Origin of the sequence: Halomonas sp. KO116, assembly GCF_000734975.2 — a bacterium.
Classification (GTDB): Bacteria; Pseudomonadota; Gammaproteobacteria; order Pseudomonadales; family Halomonadaceae; genus Vreelandella; species Vreelandella glaciei.
Window position 1 is genome coordinate 2,067,361 of the sequence record NZ_CP011052.1, and the last position, 21,208, is coordinate 2,088,568.

At 53.5% G+C, this 21,208-nt stretch carries 17 protein-coding genes; 10 read left to right on the forward strand and 7 right to left on the reverse strand.

Annotated features, from left to right (window positions below):
* Positions 1–82: 82 nt before the first annotated feature.
* Positions 83–3,532 carry a transcription-repair coupling factor gene (mfd, locus tag KO116_RS09560; RefSeq protein ID WP_200897143.1) on the reverse strand — a complete coding sequence of 1,150 codons (3,450 nt, stop codon included), beginning with the start codon at positions 3,530–3,532 and terminating at the stop codon, positions 83–85.
* 261 nt (positions 3,533–3,793) lie between these two features.
* Here mfd and KO116_RS09565 point away from each other — a divergent pair, with 261 nt between their 5' ends.
* The 9 genes from KO116_RS09565 (at position 3,794) to sthA (ending at position 13,501) form a co-directional block, all read left to right on the forward strand.
* Complete coding sequence (locus KO116_RS09565) at positions 3,794–5,248, forward strand: glyceraldehyde-3-phosphate dehydrogenase (RefSeq protein WP_035557270.1); 1,455 nt, start codon at positions 3,794–3,796, stop codon at positions 5,246–5,248.
* A gap of 319 nt (positions 5,249–5,567) precedes the next feature.
* Complete coding sequence (locus KO116_RS09570; RefSeq protein WP_035557273.1) at positions 5,568–6,917, forward strand: Na(+)-translocating NADH-quinone reductase subunit A; 1,350 nt, start codon at positions 5,568–5,570, stop codon at positions 6,915–6,917.
* On the forward strand, positions 6,917–8,143 hold the full coding sequence (locus KO116_RS09575) for an NADH:ubiquinone reductase (Na(+)-transporting) subunit B (RefSeq protein ID WP_035557277.1): 1,227 nt from the start codon (positions 6,917–6,919) through the stop codon (positions 8,141–8,143). Before KO116_RS09570 ends, KO116_RS09575 begins: the two co-directional genes overlap by 1 nt.
* A complete protein-coding gene (locus tag KO116_RS09580) occupies positions 8,143–8,964 on the forward strand; it encodes a Na(+)-translocating NADH-quinone reductase subunit C (RefSeq protein WP_035557280.1) in 822 nt (273 codons plus the stop codon). The genes KO116_RS09575 and KO116_RS09580 overlap by 1 nt, the downstream gene beginning before the upstream one ends.
* Before the next feature lie 2 nt (positions 8,965–8,966).
* Positions 8,967–9,635 carry an NADH:ubiquinone reductase (Na(+)-transporting) subunit D gene (locus tag KO116_RS09585; RefSeq protein ID WP_035557283.1) on the forward strand — a complete coding sequence of 223 codons (669 nt, stop codon included), beginning with the start codon at positions 8,967–8,969 and terminating at the stop codon, positions 9,633–9,635.
* A 1-nt stretch (position 9,636) separates the two neighbouring features.
* Positions 9,637–10,254 carry an NADH:ubiquinone reductase (Na(+)-transporting) subunit E gene (nqrE, locus tag KO116_RS09590; RefSeq protein WP_008956590.1) on the forward strand — a complete coding sequence of 206 codons (618 nt, stop codon included), beginning with the start codon at positions 9,637–9,639 and terminating at the stop codon, positions 10,252–10,254.
* A 71-nt stretch (positions 10,255–10,325) separates the two neighbouring features.
* Positions 10,326–11,558 (forward strand): NADH:ubiquinone reductase (Na(+)-transporting) subunit F, encoded by a 1,233-nt coding sequence (gene nqrF, locus KO116_RS09595; RefSeq protein WP_035557287.1) that lies wholly within the window; start codon positions 10,326–10,328, stop codon positions 11,556–11,558.
* A 233-nt stretch (positions 11,559–11,791) separates the two neighbouring features.
* Entirely contained in the window at positions 11,792–12,046 is a 255-nt protein-coding gene (gene nqrM / locus KO116_RS09600; protein WP_035557290.1) for a (Na+)-NQR maturation NqrM, read from the forward strand.
* A 63-nt stretch (positions 12,047–12,109) separates the two neighbouring features.
* Complete coding sequence (gene sthA / locus KO116_RS09605; protein WP_035557293.1) at positions 12,110–13,501, forward strand: Si-specific NAD(P)(+) transhydrogenase; 1,392 nt, start codon at positions 12,110–12,112, stop codon at positions 13,499–13,501.
* 53 nt (positions 13,502–13,554) lie between these two features.
* On the opposite strand, the gene KO116_RS09610 is transcribed toward sthA, so the two are convergent.
* The 5 genes from KO116_RS09610 to leuS all read right to left on the reverse strand — a co-directional run bounded on the left by KO116_RS09610 (position 13,555) and on the right by leuS (position 19,170).
* The gene (locus tag KO116_RS09610) at positions 13,555–14,439 is read right to left on the reverse strand and encodes a PA2778 family cysteine peptidase (protein WP_235272538.1); all 885 of its coding nucleotides are present in this window, start codon (positions 14,437–14,439) and stop codon (positions 13,555–13,557) included.
* Positions 14,440–14,539: 100 nt separating this feature from the next.
* Positions 14,540–14,944: a PA2779 family protein gene (locus tag KO116_RS09615; protein ID WP_035557295.1), complete on the reverse strand. Its 405-nt coding sequence runs from the start codon at positions 14,942–14,944 to the stop codon at positions 14,540–14,542.
* Positions 14,945–15,029: 85 nt separating this feature from the next.
* Complete coding sequence (holA, locus tag KO116_RS09620) at positions 15,030–16,097, reverse strand: DNA polymerase III subunit delta (RefSeq protein ID WP_035557299.1); 1,068 nt, start codon at positions 16,095–16,097, stop codon at positions 15,030–15,032.
* Positions 16,094–16,588: an LPS-assembly lipoprotein LptE gene (locus tag KO116_RS09625; protein WP_035557302.1), complete on the reverse strand. Its 495-nt coding sequence runs from the start codon at positions 16,586–16,588 to the stop codon at positions 16,094–16,096. Before KO116_RS09625 ends, holA begins: the two co-directional genes overlap by 4 nt.
* Positions 16,585–19,170, reverse strand: a complete 2,586-nt coding sequence (gene leuS / locus KO116_RS09630; protein WP_035557305.1) for a leucine--tRNA ligase — start codon at positions 19,168–19,170, stop codon at positions 16,585–16,587. The genes KO116_RS09625 and leuS overlap by 4 nt, the downstream gene beginning before the upstream one ends.
* Positions 19,171–19,331: 161 nt before the next feature.
* Here leuS and KO116_RS09635 point away from each other — a divergent pair, with 161 nt between their 5' ends.
* Positions 19,332–19,853, forward strand: a complete 522-nt coding sequence (locus KO116_RS09635) for a zinc ribbon-containing protein (protein ID WP_035557307.1) — start codon at positions 19,332–19,334, stop codon at positions 19,851–19,853.
* 4 nt (positions 19,854–19,857) lie between these two features.
* Here the strand turns inward: KO116_RS09635 and KO116_RS09640 are convergent, their stop codons facing one another.
* Positions 19,858–21,171 (reverse strand): hypothetical protein, encoded by a 1,314-nt coding sequence (locus KO116_RS09640; RefSeq protein ID WP_035557311.1) that lies wholly within the window; start codon positions 21,169–21,171, stop codon positions 19,858–19,860.
* Positions 21,172–21,208 lie beyond the last annotated feature (37 nt).

Below are 21,208 nucleotides of genomic sequence, written 5' to 3' on the forward strand. Positions count from 1 at the left end.
TGATGCGCGTCGTTGGGTCACTGATGTTAATCCACAAGGTGGGTTAACTAGGGCATGGCTACTGGCAAGTTTGCCCCAAGCGTCACGCCGCCGCTACTTTTTGATTAAGCGTACTAAGTAGGTTTTCAAGCTGTTGAAAGCGTTGGTCGACGTTTTCCATTGATAATTCAAATCGTAAGGTGTCAGAGCCATCTAAACGGAAGTGCTTTGGTGACGTCTGAATGAGGGTCACCAGGGTTAAGGGATCCACCTGGGTGCTGCTATCAAACAGTACTCTACCGCGGCTCTCGCCAGCCTCGATTTTGCTGATGCCTAATTGCTCGGCACGGTGGCGCAGCTTGGTCTGGCGAATCAGGTTTTTCAACGGATTGGGCAGCAAGCCAAAGCGGTCAATTAGCTCAACCTGTAACTCTGTAAGTTCGCTATCGCTCTGGGTGTTGGCAATCCGCTTGTACATCACCAGGCGCTGCTGAACATCATGAATATAATCACTTGGAATCAGCGCGGGCAGGTTGAGGTTGATTTCCACGCCGGTATTGAAGGGCGCGTCGATATTGGGTGTTTTGCCCGCACGAATGGCCTTCACTGCCCGGTCAAGCATCTCCATGTAAAGTGTATAGCCAATGGTTTCCATCTGGCCGCTCTGTTCATCCCCCAGTAGCTCGCCTGCTCCGCGAATCTCCATGTCGTGGCTGGCCAGGGTGAAACCAGCACCTAGATCGTCCGAAGCGCTAATGGCTTCCAGGCGTTTGATGGCATCACGGGTCATCGCTTTAGGCGGTGGCGTTAATAGGTAAGCGTACGCCTGATGGTGGCTGCGCCCGACCCGACCCCGCAGTTGGTGCAGCTGCGCCAAGCCAAATTTATCGGCACGTTCGATAATAATGGTGTTGGCGCTGGGCACATCAATGCCGGTTTCAATAATGGTCGAACACACCAGCACGTTAAAGCGCCGGTGGTAGAAGTCCGACATGATGCGTTCGAGGCTGCGCTCGGGGAGCTGGCCGTGGGCGACCGCTACCCGCGCTTCAGGAATCAGCTCACGAATTTTTTCGGCACTGTTTTCGATGGTTTTGACTTCGTTATGCAGCACATACACCTGCCCGCCACGCAGTATCTCGCGCAGTAGGGCTTCTTTAATGATACTGGCATCATGTTGCTGAACAAACGTTTTGACCGACAGGCGCCGTGCGGGCGGCGTAGCGATAATCGACAAATCGCGGATACCGCTCATGGCCATATTTAGCGTGCGCGGAATAGGCGTCGCGGTCAGGGTCAAAATATCGACTTCAGCGCGCAGCGTTTTGAGTTTCTCTTTTTGCGCTACCCCAAAGCGGTGCTCCTCATCAATGATAAGGAGTCCCATTTTGGGTAGCTCAACGCTTTTAGAGAGCAGTTTATGGGTGCCAATCACGATATCGGTTTGGCCGTTTTTAACACTCTCTAATGTTTGGGTAACCTCTTTGCCGCTGGTGAAGCGAGAGATCAAGCCAATATTGACGGCGGTGTCGGCAAAACGGTCGCGGAAATTCTCGAAATGCTGGCGCGCCAGCAGCGTGGTAGGCACCAGGACCACTACTTGGCGACCTGATTGCACGGCGATAAATGCCGCGCGCATGGCCACTTCAGTTTTGCCGAAGCCTACGTCACCACATACCACGCGATCCATGGGCTGCGGCGACGTCATGTCGCTGATTACCGCTTCAATGGCCGCATGCTGGTCGGGCGTTTCTTCGAATGGGAAGTTGCTCGCAAAACGCACATACTCCTCGCCTGGCGCTTCGTAGACCACGCCCTGTTGAGCTTCCCTGCGAGCGTAAACATCCAAAAGTTCGGCGGCAGTGTCACGAATCTTCTCAGCGGCTTTGCGGCGGGCTTTTTCCCACTGATCGGAACCCAATTTATGCAGCGGCGCCAGTTCGTCACCGGCACCGCTGTAGCGTGAAATCATGTGCAGGCTGTCGACGGGCACATAAAGTTTAGCGCCATCGGCGTAGGAGAGTGCTAAAAACTCATTGGCCTGACCGCCGGCCTCCAGCGTTTCCAGACCTAAATAGCGCCCAACGCCATGGGCTTGGTGAACCACCGGCGCGCCTTCGCGCAGCTCTGACAAGTGACGAACCGCTAGCTCGTTATCATCGGTGGCTTTTTCGCGCCGACGGCTTTGACGTACCACATCGCCAAACAGCTCTGTTTCACTGATCACCGCAACGCTTGGGTTGTTCAGCCACAGGCCGCTGTCCACCAAGCCTTCGGTAATGGCATAGGTGTGATCACTGGCGAGAAAGTCGTGAAAGCTATCGGTATGCGGGAGCGAGAGCTTAAGCGGCGCCAATATCTCTTCCAGCGCTTCGCGGCGGCCTCGTGATTCCGCGACAAACAGCACTCGGGTTTTAGCATGCGACTTCAAAAATGTAGTCAGTTCGCCCAGCGGCTGCTTAGCGCGGGCATTGATAGAGAGTGTAGGCAGCGGTGCTGCTTCTGGCAGATACGCATGGCGCTGTTCGCTATCCTCAGTGAGCTCAATGCGCGGGCGTGCTTTTATAGCCGCAAAAACATCACTGACCGGGAAAAACGCTCGGTGAGGAGGCAGCAGTGGTCTGGTCGGGTCGACGCCCAGGTTAACGTAGCGGGCGTCAATGGATTGCCAGTGCTGCTCGGCGGCATCAAAAACGCCAGGCAGTAGGGCTACCCGGGTATCGTCGGTCAGGTGTTCAAACAGCGAAGCGGTCTGCTCGAAAAACAGCGGTAGATAGTGCTCCAGACCCGGTGAAGGAATGCCCTTTAATGCATCGTTATAGAGGGGGCACTGGCGCGGATCGACATCAAAGAGGGTTTCAAACTGCTCACGAAAGCAGGCGATGGCACTTCGGCTCAATGAGTACTCGTGGGCGGGCAGCAACTCTAGCGACTCAAGTTTATCGGTTGAGCGCTGGCTGCCGGGGTCGAAGTGACGCAGCGTGTCGATCTCGTCGTCAAACAGATCGATGCGAATCGGTTCATCCATGCCCATTGCAAATAGGTCGATCAATGCCCCACGCATGGCGTATTCGCCGGGTTCATACACCGTCTCCACGGCGCGATAACCCGCTCGCGAAAGTGATTCTCGGAACGCTTCGCGATTTAATCGCTCGCCAGTTTTGAGTGTCATTACCCGCCCGGCAATATATTCGACCGGTGGTAAGCGTTGCATCAGCGTATTGATTGGCACCAATACAATGCCGCGTACCCCATCCTGAAGCTGGCGCAGAGTGCGTAGCCGCGCCGAGACGATGTCCTGATGGGGCGAAAAGCTGTCGTAGGGCAGCGTTTCCCAATCGGGGAAAGGAAGTACCGGAACGTCGCTATAAAAGTAGAGGTCTTGCTCCAGGCGCTGCGCACTGGCCGTATTGGGGGTGATCACCAATAGCGGGGCGTGCTGGGCCACGCGTGAAAGAGCCAGGGCAGTCGCGCTGCCCGGTGGCGATGACCAGTAGAGCGTATCGCGAGTCCCTTGAGGCTGGGGGGGGGTGAGCAGAGAGAAAGTCGGCATAAGCAAGATATCGTTTTGCGCTGAAACGGAAAACAGATCATACACGATCACCCGTTTCAGTTAGAGTGCCGCGGCTTAAGGTAGTGGGTTAATATGTTATGAAAGTAGTTTTGTAGTGAGATTGGCGTTTCTGTAATACCCCTACATGTTGTGCGACTATCCTTTCATTGCGACGACTGCGCTTGCCCCGGATAATAAACTAAATTATTGGTTTACGACCCCGTTTCCACTTTCTGTTTCCACTACCTGATGAGGCCGCACGTGAGTCAGCAAGCGCTCGAAAACGTTTTTCAAGAATGGCAAGGCAACGAAGCCTTGGCGGAGCAGATGATCCCGTTAGTAGGGCAGCTCTATCGTCAGAATAATGTTGTTGCCACCATGTTCGGGCGCTCGCTCATCAAACGGTCGGTCATCCGTATTCTCAAAGACCACCGCTTTGTACGCAAACTGGAGGGGACCGAACTCTCTGTTGAAAATACCTATCCGATTCTTAAAAGCATGGTTGAGTTAAATCTTGGCCCTGCGCATGTCGATGTGGGCAAGTTGGGGGTAATGTTTAAGCGCCAGGGTGGGGGCGATGTTGAAGCCTTTCTGCGCAAAGAGCTGCATGAAATTATTGATGGTTATCAGCCTGGCGCCAGCACCGGTGAGCCGCAAGATGTAGTGCTTTATGGTTTTGGTCGTATTGGTCGGTTACTAGCCCGGGTGATGGTTGAGAAAGCTGGCGGCGGCAACTTGCTGCGGTTGCGCGCTATTGTGGTTCGTGGCCGTGGCGATGTGGCTAAAGACCTTGAAAAACGCGCTAGTTTGCTACGCCGCGATTCCGTTCATGGACCTTTTGACGGCACCATCATGGTCGATGCTGAGGCGCGCACGCTAACCGTAAATGGCAATGTCATTCAGGTTATCTATGCCGATTCTCCGAGTGAGATTGACTACACCACCTACGACATCAGCAACGCCGTGATTGTTGATAATACCGGTATTTGGCGCGATGAAGAGGGCCTGGGCCAGCACTTGAAATGCAAAGGTGCTGCCAAAGCACTGCTGACCGCGCCGGGTAAAGGCGATATCAAAAATATCGTTTACGGTATTAATCACGAGTCGATTGGCGACAATGATCTTATTGTCTCTGCCGCGTCGTGTACCACTAATGCGATCGTGCCGGTGTTGAAGGTGCTTAACGATGAGTATGGTGTGGTAAACGGTCATGTTGAGACCGTGCATGCTTACACGAATGATCAAAACCTGATTGATAACTACCACAAAGGCGACCGTCGTGGCCGCAGCGCGGCGTTGAACATGGTGTTAACCGAGACGGGCGCGGCTAAAGCTGTCTCCAAAGCACTGCCCGAGCTTGAGGGTAAGCTAACCGGTAACGCGATTCGCGTGCCGATCCCCAATGTCTCTATGGCCATTCTTAACCTGACACTGGACAAAACGACTGATGCGGCTGCGCTAAACGACTACTTGCGTCGCATGTCGATTGATTCTGCATACCAAAAGCAAATTGACTTCGTTGACTCGGCAGAAGTGGTCTCGTCCGACTTTGTAGGCAATCGCCATGCTGGCATTGTTGATGCCAAAGCGACTATCGCCAACGGTCATCATGCGGTTGTCTATCTGTGGTACGACAACGAATTTGGCTATAGCTGTCAAGTCGTGCGTATTCTACAACAGATGTCTAATGTGCGGTTCTTAAAGCTGCCGCGCTAAATAGCTAAACAATAATATTGCTAAATTAGCCTCTCCGCGGGGCTATCAGGCGAAATAATGATGCAGCGCCACCTTCGGGTGGCGTTTTTTTGTCGCTATGTCTTCTTTTAGCCAATGTATATAGCACTTTTGGAGATCATCAGGGATGTGGTCATTGGACGCGCTTATCTTTATAATACGATGGATTTTTCGGGGTGGTTCAAGTGCTGCTTGGGCCGGACTGGTAACAATCTGAGCAGAAAACAACAATTCGCTGAGCAGAAAATAAGCATTCGAACCCCATACCTTCGTATATCCGATCCAACAACTGGGCGAGACTATGATCGAAGTCAAAAAAGGCCTGGATCTCCCCATCGCGGGAGCGCCCGAGCAGCGTATTGAAGATGCGCGGCCTGTGCGCCACGTGGCAATCCTGGGTACCGACTACGTTGGCATGAAGCCGACGATGGAAGTCCAGGAAGGGGATAAGGTCAAACTAGGCCAATTGCTCTTCACCGACAAGAAAATTGATGGTGTGCGCTATACAGCGCCCGCTGCCGGTGAAGTGCTTGCAATAAACCGTGGCGAAAAACGTCGTTTACTATCTGTTGTGATCAAAGTCGACGAGACTGAGGAAGCGGTTGAATTCGCTGCTCATGACCGTAATGCCTTAACGCAGCTTGAACGCCAGGTCGTTGTTGACCAACTGGTGGAGTCGGGACTCTGGACGGCGCTACGCACGCGTCCTTTCTCGCGCACACCGGCAATCGATAGCACCCCGGCCGATATTTTTGTAACAGCCGTAGATACCCATCCTTTAAGCCCTGACCCTGCACTGATCATTAATGAGCAGCCGCAAGCATTTGAAGATGGCCTCAAGGTGTTAGCGCGCCTGACCGAGGGCAACGTCTTTCTTTGTACAGGGGGAAATGCCTCAATTCCTGGCGGTGAGGTGGAAGGTGTCAAAACCGAAAGCTTTACCGGGCCGCACCCAGCCGGACTAGTGGGCACTCATATTCATTACCTTTCTCCTGTCGCCCTGCATAAACAGGTGTGGCACATCGGCTATCAGGACGTTATCGCGTTCGGTAAGTTCTTTGTCGAAGGGAAGCTGGATATGAGCCGCGTGGTTGCCATTGGTGGCCCGCGTGCTGAAAACCCTCGTTTGGTACGTACTCGCATCGGCGCTAGCACGGATGAACTCCTGACAGAAGAAGTCATCAAACCTGATGACACCCGTGTCATTTCAGGTTCTGTATTTTCTGGCTTTACCGCGGAAGGCAAACTTACCTATCTGGGACGCTTTAGCAATCAAATTAGTCTGATTGAAGAAGGTAATAAGCGCATCTTACTTGGGTGGCTATCACTGGGCGCAGATCGACATTCTGTCCTGGGGATCTATCTTTCCAGAATTAAAGGCTTGCGTAACTACGCACCCACCACATCAACCAATGGTTCAGAGCGCGCGATGGTGCCCGTTGGCTCATATGAAACGGTGATGCCGCTGGATATCATGCCAACTCAGTTACTGCGTTCGCTGATCGTGGGCGACATTGAGGTTGCCATGCAGCTTGGGTGTTTGGAGCTGGACGAAGAGGATCTGGCGCTGTGTACGTACGTTTGCCCCGGCAAATACGAATATGGCCCCATCCTGCGTGACAATCTCACCATGATCGAGAAAGAGGCCTGATGATGGGTATTCAACAAAAACTCCAAAATATCGAGCCGCATTTCCACAAAGGCGGAAAGTACGAAAAGTTCTATCCGCTCTTTGAAGCGGTAGATACCATTTTTTACTCACCGCCAAGCGTTGCTAAAACCACCGCCCACGTGCGTGACGGTATCGACCTGAAGCGCATCATGATCACCGTGTGGCTGTGTACCTTCCCAGCAATGTTCTTTGGTATGTGGAACGCGGGGTGGCAAGCAAATACGGCTATCGATGCAGGCTACGCATCAATGGGTGGCTGGCGCGAAGCGATTATGATGACATTGGCGTCAGGTCATGATGCCAGCAGCTTATGGGCTAACTTTGTCCTCGGCGCGACTTACTTCTTGCCAATCTACTTAGTCACCTTTGTGGTGGGTGGTTTTTGGGAAGTGTTGTTTGCCATCAAGCGTGGTCACGAAGTTAACGAAGGGTTCTTCGTTACCTCAGTGCTATTCGCATTGATACTGCCCGCGACCATTCCGTTGTGGCAAGTTGCGCTGGGTATCACCTTTGGTGTGGTAATCGGTAAAGAGATCTTCGGTGGTACGGGTAAGAACTTCTTGAACCCCGCGCTGACTGGCCGTGCATTTCTTTATTTTGCCTACCCCGCGCAGATTTCTGGTGACGCTGTATGGGTTGCCGCTGACGGTTACACCGGTGCTACTGCGCTATCACTGGCGTTCCAAGAGGGTATGACCGCGTTAACGGATACTTTCAGCTGGTGGGACGCCTTCATTGGCTTCATCCCCGGTTCTGTGGGTGAGGTATCGACGCTGGCGATCTTTATTGGTGCTGCAGTGCTGCTGTGGACGCGGATTGCCTCGTGGCGAATCATGCTTGGCGTATTTTTGGGCATGGTGGCTACCAGCACGCTCTTTAATTTCATCGGCTCCGACTCCAATGCGATGTTTGCCATGCCGTGGTACTGGCACCTGGTAATCGGTGGTTTTGCTTTCGGTATGGTGTTCATGGCTACTGACCCGGTGTCAGCATCGATGACCAACCAAGGCCGTTTGATATTTGGTGCGCTGATTGGTGTGATGACCGTATTGATTCGCGTTGTGAACCCGGCTTTCCCGGAAGGCATCATGTTGGCTATCTTATTTGCTAACCTGTTTGCACCGCTGATTGACCATTTCTTCGTCCAGGCCAACATCAAGCGTCGCGTTAAGCGAACCGGCGTACCGGCCGAGGAGACTGCCTAATGGCACAAGGTAACAACTCCATCAAAAAAGTCCTGATTGTGGCGTTTGCACTCTGTATCGTGTGCTCCGTCATTGTCTCGACAGCGGCGGTCGCGTTGCGTCCCATGCAGCAGCTTAATCAGGAACTCGACCGTAAAACCAATATCTTAAACGTTGCCAAGCTTTACGAGCCAGGTATGGACGTTGAAGAGGTGTTTAGCGAAGAGATCACCGCTCGGGTCGTTGACCTGGATACCGGTGAGTATTCTGATGAGTTTGATCCTGATACCTACGATAGCTTTGAAGCTGCCCGTGATCCTGCGTCGGGTCGCACGCTATCCGGTGACCAGGACATCGCAGGTCTATCGCGGGTCGAAAACTACGCCACCGTATACTTGATTGGTGGCGAAGATGATCCGGAACAGATCGTACTCCCCATTCGTGGTCAAGGCCTGTGGGGCTTAATGCGCGGCTTCCTGGCGGTAGAGGGTGATGGCAATACGATTGTCAGTATCACCTACTATGAGCACAGTGAAACGCCAGGCCTGGGTGCTGAAGTTAACAATCCTCGCTGGCAGGCTCAGTGGGAAGGTAAGAAAATTTACGATGAAGAGGGCGACCTCTCACCGGAAATTCACCTGACCAAGGGCGGTGCTAGCGACGAATACGAAGTAGACGCACTATCTGGTGCTACGCTAACCAGTAACGGCGTGACTAACATGCTGCAGTTCTGGTTAAGCGAAGAAGCTTTCGGTCCCTATTTGGCTAAATTCCGCAGCGGTACTGAGCCGGAAGACGCCGAAGAGACCGATACCGACTTCGAAGACGTTGAGGGGGCCTGATCATGGCAGACGTAAATGCAAAAGGTGTTTTAACAGCGCCGATTTTCCATAACAACCCTATTGCTCTGCAGATCCTGGGGATTTGTTCGGCACTAGCGGTAACGACCAGCATGAGTGTGTCGCTGGTGATGGCATTGGCGGTTATTTTTGTAACGTCGTTTTCAAACCTGTTCGTATCGTTGATTAGGAATCATATTCCTTCCTCGATTCGTATCATCGTGCAGATGACCATTATTGCCTCGCTGGTAATCGTGGTAGATCAGATTTTGAAAGCGTATGCCTATGAGATGTCTAAGCAGCTTTCCGTATTCGTTGGCTTGATCATTACTAACTGTATCGTCATGGGACGTGCAGAAGGTTTTGCGATGTCCAACACGCCGGGCATGTCATTTTTAGACGGTATTGGCAACGGCCTTGGGTATGGTTTCGTACTTATGGTGGTTGGCTTCTTCCGTGAGCTACTCGGTTCAGGCAGCATTTTTGGGATCACTATCCTTCAGACCGTTCAAAACGGTGGTTGGTACGTTCCCAATGGCTTGCTGTTATTGCCGCCTTCAGCGTTCTTTATTATTGGTCTACTAATCTGGGTGATGCGTGCCGTTAACCCGGAACAGGTAGAAGAGAATGAGTTCAAAATGAAGGAAAACACCAAGCCCAAGGAGGCCGTGTAACATGGAACATTATCTGAGTCTTTTTGTTGCTTCGGTGTTTGTTGAAAACATGGCACTGGCGTTCTTCCTGGGGATGTGTACTTTCTTGGCAGTGTCCAAAAAAGTCTCCTCAGCGATTGGCCTGGGTATCGCGGTAATCGTTGTATTAACCGTAACGGTGCCGGTTAACAACTTAGTATTCACCTACTTGCTACAAGAAGGTGCGCTAACGTGGACTGGTATCAGTGGTGCTGAAAACATTGATCTCTCCTTCCTTGGGTTGCTCTCCTACATCGGTGTCATTGCGGCGTTGGTACAAATCATGGAAATGTTCCTTGATAAGTACGTGCCGTCGCTCTACAACGCGCTGGGGGTATTCCTGCCGCTGATTACCGTTAACTGCGCCATCCTGGGTGGCGTACTGTTCATGGTAGAGCGTAGCTATAACTTTGGTGAGGCCGTGGTCTATGGCTTCGGTGCAGGCACCGGCTGGGCGTTGGCCATTGCCGCCCTGGCGGGTATCCGTGAAAGGCTGAAGTACAGCGATGTGCCGAGTGGCCTTCAAGGGCTGGGCATTACTTTCATCACCGTGGGGCTAATGTCGTTGGGCTTTATGTCCTTCTCGGGCATTCAGCTTTAATCGGAGCCGGTTTTTCCCAGCGGTGGCAAACACCGCTGGGTAATAGAAACCTCCAGCAATAGGAAACCGACATGGTTGATACAACAGTCATCTTGCTCGGTGTTGTCATGTTCACGGTCATCGTTATTAGCTTGACGGCGATCATTCTGGCAGCGCGCAGCAAGCTTGTGAGTAGCGGGGACGTGACCATTGAGGTCAACGGCGACCCCGAACACACTTTGAAAACCCAGGCCGGTGGCAAGCTGCTTAATACACTTGCTGCTAACGGTATTTTCCTCTCTTCCGCCTGTGGTGGCGGTGGTTCTTGTGCCCAGTGTAAGTGCCGTGTAGAAGAGGGCGGTGGCTCTATTCTGCCGACTGAAGAGTCGCACTTCACTATGCGTGAGAAGAAAGAGGGCTGGCGCCTCTCTTGTCAGGTACCTGTGAAGCAGGACATGAAAGTCGAAGTGCCTGAAGAAGTGTTTGGGGTGAAGAAGTGGGAATGTGAAGTTATTGCCAATCCCAACGTTGCTACCTTTATCAAAGAGCTGAATCTGAAACTGCCTGAAGGCGAAGAAGTTGCCTTCCGCGCCGGTGGCTACGTCCAGCTCGTTGCTCCCCCTTATGATGTCAAATTCTCTGATTTTGATATTGAAGAGGAGTACCGGGGTGACTGGGAAAAATTTGATATGTTCAAAATTTCCCACAAGAACAACGAGGAAGTGATTCGCGCCTACTCCATGGCGAACTACCCGGATGAGAAGGGTATCCTCAAGTTCAACATCCGTATCGCCACACCGCCTCCCGGCACTAATCATCCGCCCGGCCTGATGTCGACCTATGTCTTCAATCTTAAAGAAGGCGACAAGGTGACAGTGATGGGGCCGTTCGGTGAGTTCTTTGCTCGCGATACTGACGCCGAAATGATCTTTATCGGTGGTGGTGCGGGTATGGCGCCAATGCGTAGTCATATCTTTGATCAGCTGAAGCGCTTGAAGTCTGAACGCAAGATCACCTTCTGGTACGGTGCGCGCTCCTGGCGTGAAACCTTCTACAACGAAGAGTACGATCAGTTAGCCGAAGAGTTCCCGAACTTTGAGTGGCACTTGGCGCTTTCTGATCCACAGCCGGAAGATAACTGGGAAGGGCCGACAGGCTTTATCCATAACGTGCTGTACGAAAACTATCTGAAGGATCACCCAGCGCCTGAAGATTGCGAGTACTACATGTGTGGACCGCCGATGATGAACGCCTCAGTTATCAAGCTGCTGCTTGATATGGGCGTTGAGCCGGAAAATATCCTGTTGGATGATTTCGGTGGCTAAACTGTCTGCCTAGAGCTGATAGTTGCTGTAAGCGGGGCTGGCCTTTTGGCTGGCCCCGTTTGTTTATAAACCCTTGTGAAAGGAATGACTTATCACCGCGCTGATAAGAGAGGCTTTGCTAAGGTATAATCACTTTAACGATGGATGACCGTGAGGCACTTATCACGACGACTGTTGTCGTCAGGTAAGGCTAATAATTTAAAAGCAAGGCAATGTAATGCTGGGAGGTTGATATGACGATTTGGCTACTGGTATTCGGTTTTATGGCGCTGATTATGAGTGCGATGGCCGTTGGCGTCATTATGGGCCGCAAACCGATCGCTGGTTCATGCGGTGGTTTGAATCAAATCGGTATGAAGGATGGCTGCGATATCTGCGGCGGCAAAGATGAGGTGTGTGAAGAAGAGAACCGCAAGCGCGGTGGCGCGCGCCGCCGGAGCGACGAGAGTCGTGGTGCTGATTTGGGCTATGACGCTACACGTCGCTAGCAAAACTGCGCTGTATGCAACGGGACGATGATTGATCAAATATAGCAAGGAGACGCAGAGAGCATGGCGGTTCATAATTACGATGTCGTGGTGATCGGTACGGGCCCTGCGGGTGAAAGTGCTGCCATCAACGCTGCAAAGCATGGCAAGCGAGTGGCGATTATTGAGAAGCAGGCGCAGGTAGGTGGTAACTGTACTCACTGGGGTACTATTCCTTCCAAAGCGTTGCGCCATCAGGTCAAACAGATCATGGCGTTCAACACTAACCGTATGTTCCGCGATATCGGTGAGCCGCGCTGGTTTTCTTTCCCGAAAGTGATGGAGCGCTCAAGAGGCACCATCGACAAGCAGGTCGAGATGCGCACTACGTTTTATGCGCGTAATCGTATCGACCTGTTTCATGGCGTCGCTCGTTTTAAGGATGAGCACACGCTGGTGGTTCGTGACCGCCAGGAAGGCATGGAAGAGTTGGTGGCCAAGAAAATTGTCATTGCCACCGGTTCGCGTCCCTATCGCCCGGCGAATATTAATTTCCGCCATCCGCGTATTTACTGCTCCGACACCATTTTGAGCCTTTCGCATACGCCACGCACCCTAGTGATTTTCGGGGCAGGGGTCATTGGCTGTGAATACGCGTCGATTTTTTCGGGATTAGGCGTCAAGGTTGATCTCATCAATAACCGAGACAGCCTGCTATCGTTTTTGGATGATGAAATCAGCGATGCGCTCTCCTATCACCTGCGTAAGCACGGTGTATTGGTCCGCCATAATGAAGAGTATGAGAGTGTTGAGGGCGATGAATCGGGCGTCATAGTGCGCCTCAAGTCAGGCAAGAAAATCCGCGCGGATGCTTTTTTATGGGCCAACGGACGTACGGGTAATACCGATAGCCTTGGGCTTGAGAACATTGGCTTGAATGCCAATGGCCGGGGCCAGCTAAGTGTTGATGAGCACTACCGTACCGAGGTGCCCCATATTTATGCAGCAGGCGATGTTATCGGTTGGCCAAGTTTGGCGAGTGCCGCCTACGATCAAGGCCTTAATTCATGCAACGAGCTGCTCGATAAAGAGTATCGCTTTGTCAGTGATGTACCCACCGGGATTTATACCATCCCTGAAATTAGCTCGTTTGGCCCGAATGAGCGTGAGTTAACCGAAGCAAAAGTGCCCTACGAAGTAGGCAAAGCCTTTTTCAAAGATACTGCCCGAGCACAGATCACCGGTGATACCGTGGGGATGCTTAAAATACTTTTCCATCAGGACACCCTGGAAATACTCGGGATTCACTGTTTTGGTGATCAGGCATCTGAGATTCTGCATATCGGCCAAGCAATCATGCAGCAAGAGGGTGAGGCCAATACACTTAACTACTTTGTGAATACGACGTTTAACTATCCCACGATGGCAGAAGCGTACCGTGTAGCAGCGCAGAACGGTTTAAACAGGGTTTTTTGAATCGTTTTGCGCATGGGAGTGCAAAACGCACTCCCAAATAAACGCCTCATGTCTCAAATTCTATCTAGTAGTTGTTTTGCCCGTTCTTGCCATTCCCCTTCACTCGCAGCAGCCTGGGTAAGCGCTGAATGGGCTTTTAGTGGTTTATCTTGCTGAAGCAATATAATCCCCAAGTTGAGCCATGCAGCGCCCATTTTTCTATCAAGCTCGGTTGCTCGCTCAAACGCTGTGCGTGCGTTGTCGGGTTGCTGATCCGCGTAAAATGCGTTGCCCAGAGCAAACTGTCCTATTGCATTAGCAGGATGGTGCGCTTCAAACGCTTGCCAGCTTGAAAGCGTTGCGCGGGGCCCGTGGGACTCTTCGTAAGCACTAATGGCTTCAAGTGCGTTACGGGCGGTTATACCCGCAGGTAGCGTGCCGGGCTCGGCAACGACAAATCCCCAGCGTTCAGTGCGCGCCCAGGTGGCGTCGAAACGGCTAAACGACATCGTATGGCGTTCAATTTCGCCACTGCGCAGAATAAGCGTTTCACTAGGCAGGTCGTAGCCAATAGCCACCGCGTAGTGCCACATCGGGTAGATAGGGAGCGATAAATTTTGCATCACCACCACCGGGTCGCCTGCTGCCAAATGGCCTAACAGCGCATCCAGGGTGCCTCGAATGGGATAAGCGAGTTGATCATAACGTCGCACAGTCGCCAGCATTTCTGGTTGTACGCTGCCATCGCGTTCAGGCAAGAACACCTGGGGGATTAGCTGCTCAACGTCTGTTTCGACATCCAGATGGTTGAGCACCATCGCCAGGGTGGCAGGGCCGCACTGAAACTCCGTTTGGGCGTAAAACGGTACACTGGTGATTTCTGCATGGGGAGGTAGCGCTTGGTAGGTACTCTGTAGCAGTACCGGGTTTCGTGCGCAGCCGCTCAGCAGTAGCAGCATAAAAAAAACGCCCGCGAAGCGGGCGTTAGAAAGCATGCTATTCAAAAACGTGTCATTCAAAGACATGCTATTCAAAAACTTAGTGGTCATGAGCTGCCTATCAACGCGTAAACGGATAAACGTCGGTCAGGCCGAGGATATCGGTAATCAACAGAATGATAAAGACGGCAAAGAGGGCACCGATAACGCCACCACCGGCACCGGCAGGCATCATCTCAAGCTGGTCAGCCATTTGCTTTACTTCAGAATCGCTTAAGGCAGCCACGCGGGCATCTACTTCGTCCAGGTCAACACCCTGTTTTAGCAGTTGGTCCTGCACATCGGCGCGGGCCAGGATCTCGTTAATGCGCTCACGGTCAGCGCCAGCATGATCAGCTGACAAAACAGATTGGGTAGAGACTAAATCAATGGATTGAGGTTCAGTAGGAGCCGCTGCAACGGGCAGGCTGGTAATAACAAGCGCCGCAATTAGCAGGGTGGAGAGGTATGCACGCAATGTTTTCATCGTCTTCTTCCTTATAGACTAGTCGGGGGGTGTGGAATGAGTATAGAAACAAATGGTTTGATTTTTAAGCTTAATATGCAAAGTGCTAATTATTTGCACTAATGCGATAGGTCCAGGCGGATTCAGAAAGTAGCCCACGACCACCGGCTATAGTCATTGCCAGATCATGTAGGCCTGGCCACAGCGGTACTGTTGCAGCACCTTTAACGGCTAAATCGAGCCGCTGCGACATTAACAGTAATTTATGCAGGCGCTTCATTGGCAAGCGGCCAATCGCTTTTTGGTAGGCCGGACGACGCTTATCAAAAATCATCGGCTTCTGGCTTTTACAGGCATGTTCAAAGCTTTGGCCTTGATCCAGATGCTGGTGTAGCGAGAGGAGAATGCGCAGCTCCCGGGTAAGTGCCCAAAGCACGATGGGGGCCTCGACCCCTTCACTACGCAATCCATTGACGATACGCGATGCGCGGCTAGGTTCGCCTTTTAGGCAGGCATCGGCCAAATTGAAAACATCAAAGCGTGTGCTGTCTTCAACGCCTTGGGCAATGCTCTCGACGTTCAAGCGCGTGCCCTGCGGGTGAATCAGCGCGAGTTTCTGTAGCTCCTGGTCAGCGGCCAGCAGGTTACCCTCGGTGCGCTCACCCAGCAGGCGAGCTGCATCAAGGTCAATTTGTAAGCCGTGGAGTGACGCGCGATCCCGCAGCCAGTAACCCAACCGGGAAACATCGACAGGCCAGACCGGCACGAATAAACCTTGCTTATCCAGCGTTTTGAACCAGGCACTTTTCTGCTGCTTGGCATCTAATTTGCCCATACTGATAAGCAAGATATCATCGCTGTTATCCAGTGTTTCAGCGTACTGCGCTAGCGCTTTGCTACCTTCTTGTCCTAGTTTGTGGTTGCCCAAGCGCAGTTCCATTAGCTTGCTGGTCGCAAACAATGAGAGGTTGCTGGACATTTCCATCAATCGACCCCACGCAAAGTTGGGTTCTACATCGAGTACTTCGCGCTCTTCAACACCCGCCTGGCGAGCTGCGGCTCTTACCGCATCGCAGGCGTCGCGATGCTGTAAGGGTTCATCACCGGCTACGATCACCACGCGGGGAAGCTTTTTTGCCAACGCAGCGGGGAGCTGATCAGCAAATACCTTCACTGCATGCCCTCAACGTAAGTAAGGCGCTCGATGATCCGTTGAGACAGCTGGCGCGCAAGCGTTTGTTCAGCTTCCATCATCAGCGTTTCACGGTTGAGCAGGTCGTCATCGCTGACCCGAATGCGGGTATCCGTGGACAGGGTCTGGTTATTGATGTGATAGGCATTGGACGCTCGCTCCTGTACCGAGAGGCGAATGCTGAGGGTTAGCTCGTGTTCGCGGCTTGCCCGGCCATCGCCACCCAAGCGACGTTCGGTTAATGCAGGCGTGCCAAGGGTAACCCGCCAGGGCGCATCAGAGGCAACCTGGGTGCCTAGCTGTTGAAGGCGTGAGGCGACCTGCTGAGCGACGGCACTATTGGTGTCGCCCTCTAAGGCCAGGGTTGGCAGGGTAGGCAGCGATGCTTGGCCACGTAGATGAAACCCACAGCCGCTGAGCAACACCGCCGCCGAGGCGGCGATGCTGGCGGTTAGAAATGTACGTCTCTTCATCCGCTCACCACGATGTTGACCAATTTGCCGGGTACCACGATCACTTTACGCACGGTGTTACCTTCAAGATAGCGCTGCACGTTTTCGTGTTCCATGGCGAGTTTTTCGATAGATGCCTTATCGGCGCTTGCGGGCACGTCAAGGCGTGCGCGCAGTTTACCGTTGACTTGCACCACCAGCTCAATGCTATCGCGGGTTAGGGCCGTTTCATCCACGGCAGGCCAAGTCGCTTCAATGGCCGGGCCTGTATGGCCGAGTGCTTCCCACAGGCTGTGGCACATGTGCGGGGTAATCGGCGAAAGCAGCAATACACCGGCTTCCAGCGCTTCACGGCTAACCGCTAAACCAAGTTCAGAGGTGTCGTCGAACTTGCCGATCGCGTTGGAAAGCTCCATGACCGCTGCGATCGCCGTATTGAAGGTAGTGCGGCGACCAATGTCGTCGCTGGCCTTCTTGATGGTCTCGTGGGTTTTACGCCGCAGGGCCTTCTGGTCATCGTTGAGCGCGTCAATGTTGAGCGGCCCTGGCGCACCAGCCGCCAAGTGCTCATTGACCTGACGCCACAAGCGCTTCAAGAAACGGTGGGCGCCCTCTACGCCGGAATCTGACCACTCCAACGACTGCTCGGGCGGTGCCGCAAACATCATAAACAGGCGCACGGTATCGGCACCGAACTTGTCGATCATCGACTGCGGATCAACGCCGTTGTTTTTCGATTTGGACATCTTCTCGATGCCGCCCATCTCTACCGGCTCGCCGTCGCTCATCAAAATAGCGCTGAGCGGGCGGCCTTTCTCATCGCGCCTCACTTCCACATCGGCGGGGTTAAACCACTGCTTGCCGCCGTTATCGGTAGGGCGATAGAAGGTTTCCGCGATCACCATGCCTTGGGTCAGCAGCTGCTGGAACGGCTCATCGGAATCGACCAAGCCGAAATCGCGCATCAGTTTGTGGAAGAAGCGGGCATACAGCAGGTGGAGAATGGCGTGCTCGATACCACCAATGTAGAGATCAACCGGCAGCCAGTAATTGGCGCGCTCGTCCAGCATGGCTTCAGTGTTATCCGCACAGCAGAAGCGCGCGTAGTACCAGGACGACTCCATAAAAGTGTCGAAGGTGTCGGTTTCACGGGTCCAGCCATCGCCCAGATCAGAGAACGCAGGCATTTTCTTCAGCGGAGAGCCAGAGGCATCAACGGTGACTTCCATCGGCAGTGAGACCGGTAGTTCGTCATCGGTCAGTGGTACGGTTTGACCTTCCGGACCGTATTTGACTGGAATCGGCGCGCCCCAGTAGCGCTGACGGGCAACGCCCCAATCGCGCAGGCGGTAGTTGGTTTTGACTTCACCACGGCCAAGTTCGGCCAATTTAGCGGCGATGGCATCAAAAGCCTGCTCAAAGCCGAGCCCATCAAACTCACCCGAATTCACTACCGTGCCGTATTCGGCATAAGCTGCTTCCGAAACATCGGCGGGTTGGCCGCTTTCGTCGGCGATAACCGGTTTGATGGCGATGCCGTACTTGGTGGCAAACTCCCAGTCGCGCTGGTCGTGGCCGGGCACCGCCATGACCGCGCCGGTGCCAAATTCCATCAACACGAAATTAGCCACATAAACCGGCACTTCATCGCCGGTCAGCGGGTGAACCGCCCTATGGCCAGTGATCATGCCTTTTTTCTCTTTGGTGGCCATTTCGGCTTCTGAGGTGCCGCCTTTGGCACACTCATCGCAGAAGGCTGCCAGCTCGCTGTTCTGCTCAGCCGCCTGCTTGGCCAGCGGGTGGCCTGCGGCAACCGCGACATAGGTCACGCCTAACAGCGTATCCGGGCGCGTGGTGTACACCGCCAGCGGATCGCAGTCACTGCCGTCTTTCGATTTGATATCAAAAGTGAGCTCAACGCCACGGGATTTGCCAATCCAGTTGCGCTGCATGGTTTTGACCTGCTCGGGCCACTCCACCTTATCCAGGTCCGCCAGCAGTTCATCGGCGTAATCGGTAATCTTCAAGAACCACAGCGGGATCTCTTTGCGCTCAACCAGCGCACCGGAGCGCCAGCCGCGGCCGTCGATCACCTGCTCATTAGCGAGAACGGTTTGATCCACCGGGTCCCAATTGACCGTCGACATCTTCTTATACACCAAGCCTTTTTCGACCAGCTTGGTGAAGAACCACTGCTCCCAGCGGTAGTAGCTGGTATCGCAGGTGGCGAATTCACGGCTCCAGTCGTAAGCAAAGCCCAGTGCCTTCAACTGATTGCGCATGTAGTCGATGTTTTGGTACGTCCACTTGGCGGGCGGTACCTGGTTCTGGATCGCCGCGTTTTCCGCGGGCATACCGAAAGCATCCCAGCCCATGGGCTGCATGACATTTTTGCCCTGCATACGCTGGTAACGCGACACTACGTCGCCGATAGTATAGTTACGCACATGGCCCATATGCAGCTTACCGCTGGGATAGGGGAACATGGAGAGGCAGTAGTACTTCTCGCGGTTCGCGTCCTCTACGGCTTTAAAGCACTGATGTTTGTCCCAGTACTGCTGGGCGTCGCGTTCGATATCACGAGGGCTGTAGTGTGCGTCCATCGGTTTATTAATGCCTTGGCGTATTCGCCCAAAAGGGGCGCAAAGTGAATGTGAGATGACATCTGTCAGATAAGTGAGGTCGATTGTATCCTATGCGGGTGTATCCTTGAACGGTAAGCCGATGATAGGAAACCGCATGTGTCGACAAAAGGAGAGGCACCATGAGTGAACAACAGAATGACAATCGCCTACGCGAAGGCTACGAACGCTTGCTAGAGCGGATGCAGGGGGGCGCTAACGAGCTAACCTGGGAAAAATTACAGAAGGATCTGGACGACGCGGTCGAGTTTGAATCGGAGCTTGAAGAGTACACCAAAGACGAGCTAGCGCTGCTGCGCGCCTGGGTAGAGCGCGATCTTAAAGATATGCGCTACTTTATGGCGGATACCGGCAAGCAGGTAGCTAGCTGGCTAGGTATCGACATTGACGGGCTTTCCCGCCGCGTGGCGGAATCGCTGCTTTCGATTGCCGACCGCAGCGTGGTGGAGCGCGAACGCTTTGAGGAAGACCTGGAAGCCGCCCGCGCCGACTACTGCGAAGGCGAAATGGCCGCGCCCGGTTTAATGGCCTGCACCCACTGCGATGCACAGGTAATGCTACCCACCGTTGCACGCCTGGAACCTTGCCATCAGTGTGGCCATCGTTACTTCTACCGGTTCCCCAATAAAATCATTGAAACCTGATTCCCTAGGCCACCAGTAAACTGACGCCTGCGATCGCCCCCAGCGAAAGCAGGCTCATCACCGCCGCATACAGCAGGTTATTTTTCATCATGCGATAACCGCTTACCCCGTAGCGCCCCTGCAGGGAAAGATTGATGCCGGAAAGCGGCCCCACGCTGGTGCCTACCGCCCACGAGCTTAATGCCACAAACGCAAACAGCGTCTGCTCCCCGTTTTGCAGATTAAGTATCGACGCCAACACCGACACGCCAATAATCGGGTGTAGGCCCGCCAACGCGCTTAGCGTAATGGCTGCAAAACTGATCATCGCCTGGGTTGTGCCAAAGCGAGTGAACAGCGTCCAGTCGCTGCCCGCGGCAGCCGTGACCAGTGTCGAAAGGCCAATCGTCAAAAGACCCGCGGCTAAAAACAGCGAAATCTCCCCGCGCATGGCGGGTAAGCGCGTGGTGGTGTGTTGACGAATTCGCCGTAGGGTAAAGCGTGGCCCCTGATGCAAGTTGCTCAGTACGGCAACGCTAGGCAGTAGAAAGGTGATAATGCTGACAATAGTGAGGGTAGGGGTTAGCACAAAGTGAAACAGCATCACCAGCGCGGCCATCCCCACTGGCATCAACAGGCTACGTGGCGCCAGTGAATAGCCATCCACCTCGCTAAGATCAAACCGACGCCGCAACTCCAGCGTGGTTAACAGCCCCGAGAGCATCGCCATAGGAAAGCCCACTATAGCGATTTGTGCATACTCAACCTCGGGCACTAGCGCGATCACCACACCCATCGAAGCAAAAAACGGTGACCAGAGTGCGGCGCTGGAGAGCCCCCGGTTAAGCGCCAACAGCTGCGGTGTCGTCAGCGGTCCTCGCCGAGCCAGCTTATCGCCCACCATAAACACGGTCGAGAGATTTAAAATCGTGCCCAGAAAGTGAACGCCTAACCAGGTACTCATCACGCCACTGGCACCGGTCACACGCTTACCCGACGCACCTTTAGTGCCTTGCTTACCAATCAGCGAGATAAAGCTAACGCCCACCAGCATCGCCGCTACAAACGAATTGCCCTGCAGCATGGCGGGCCAATCCACTTCGGCACTATACGCAAACCGTGCCACCAGTAGCATACCCACGCCTAGTGCAATCAATACGCCGGCCTGAATGCGCGAGCGCTTTGGAATATCTCGCCAAAGCAGCACAACCGCCGCCCACAGCAAATAGCTCACCGCATGCGCAGTGCTCAACCAGCCGGTAAAGCCAATAATTTGTGCGATCAAACCAAGCAAAATCAGCACGCCCGCCAAGCGCTGCCGAGAAATCGTCTCTTGCATGCCAAACCCTTAATAGTGAATTAGCAGGCTAATCGGA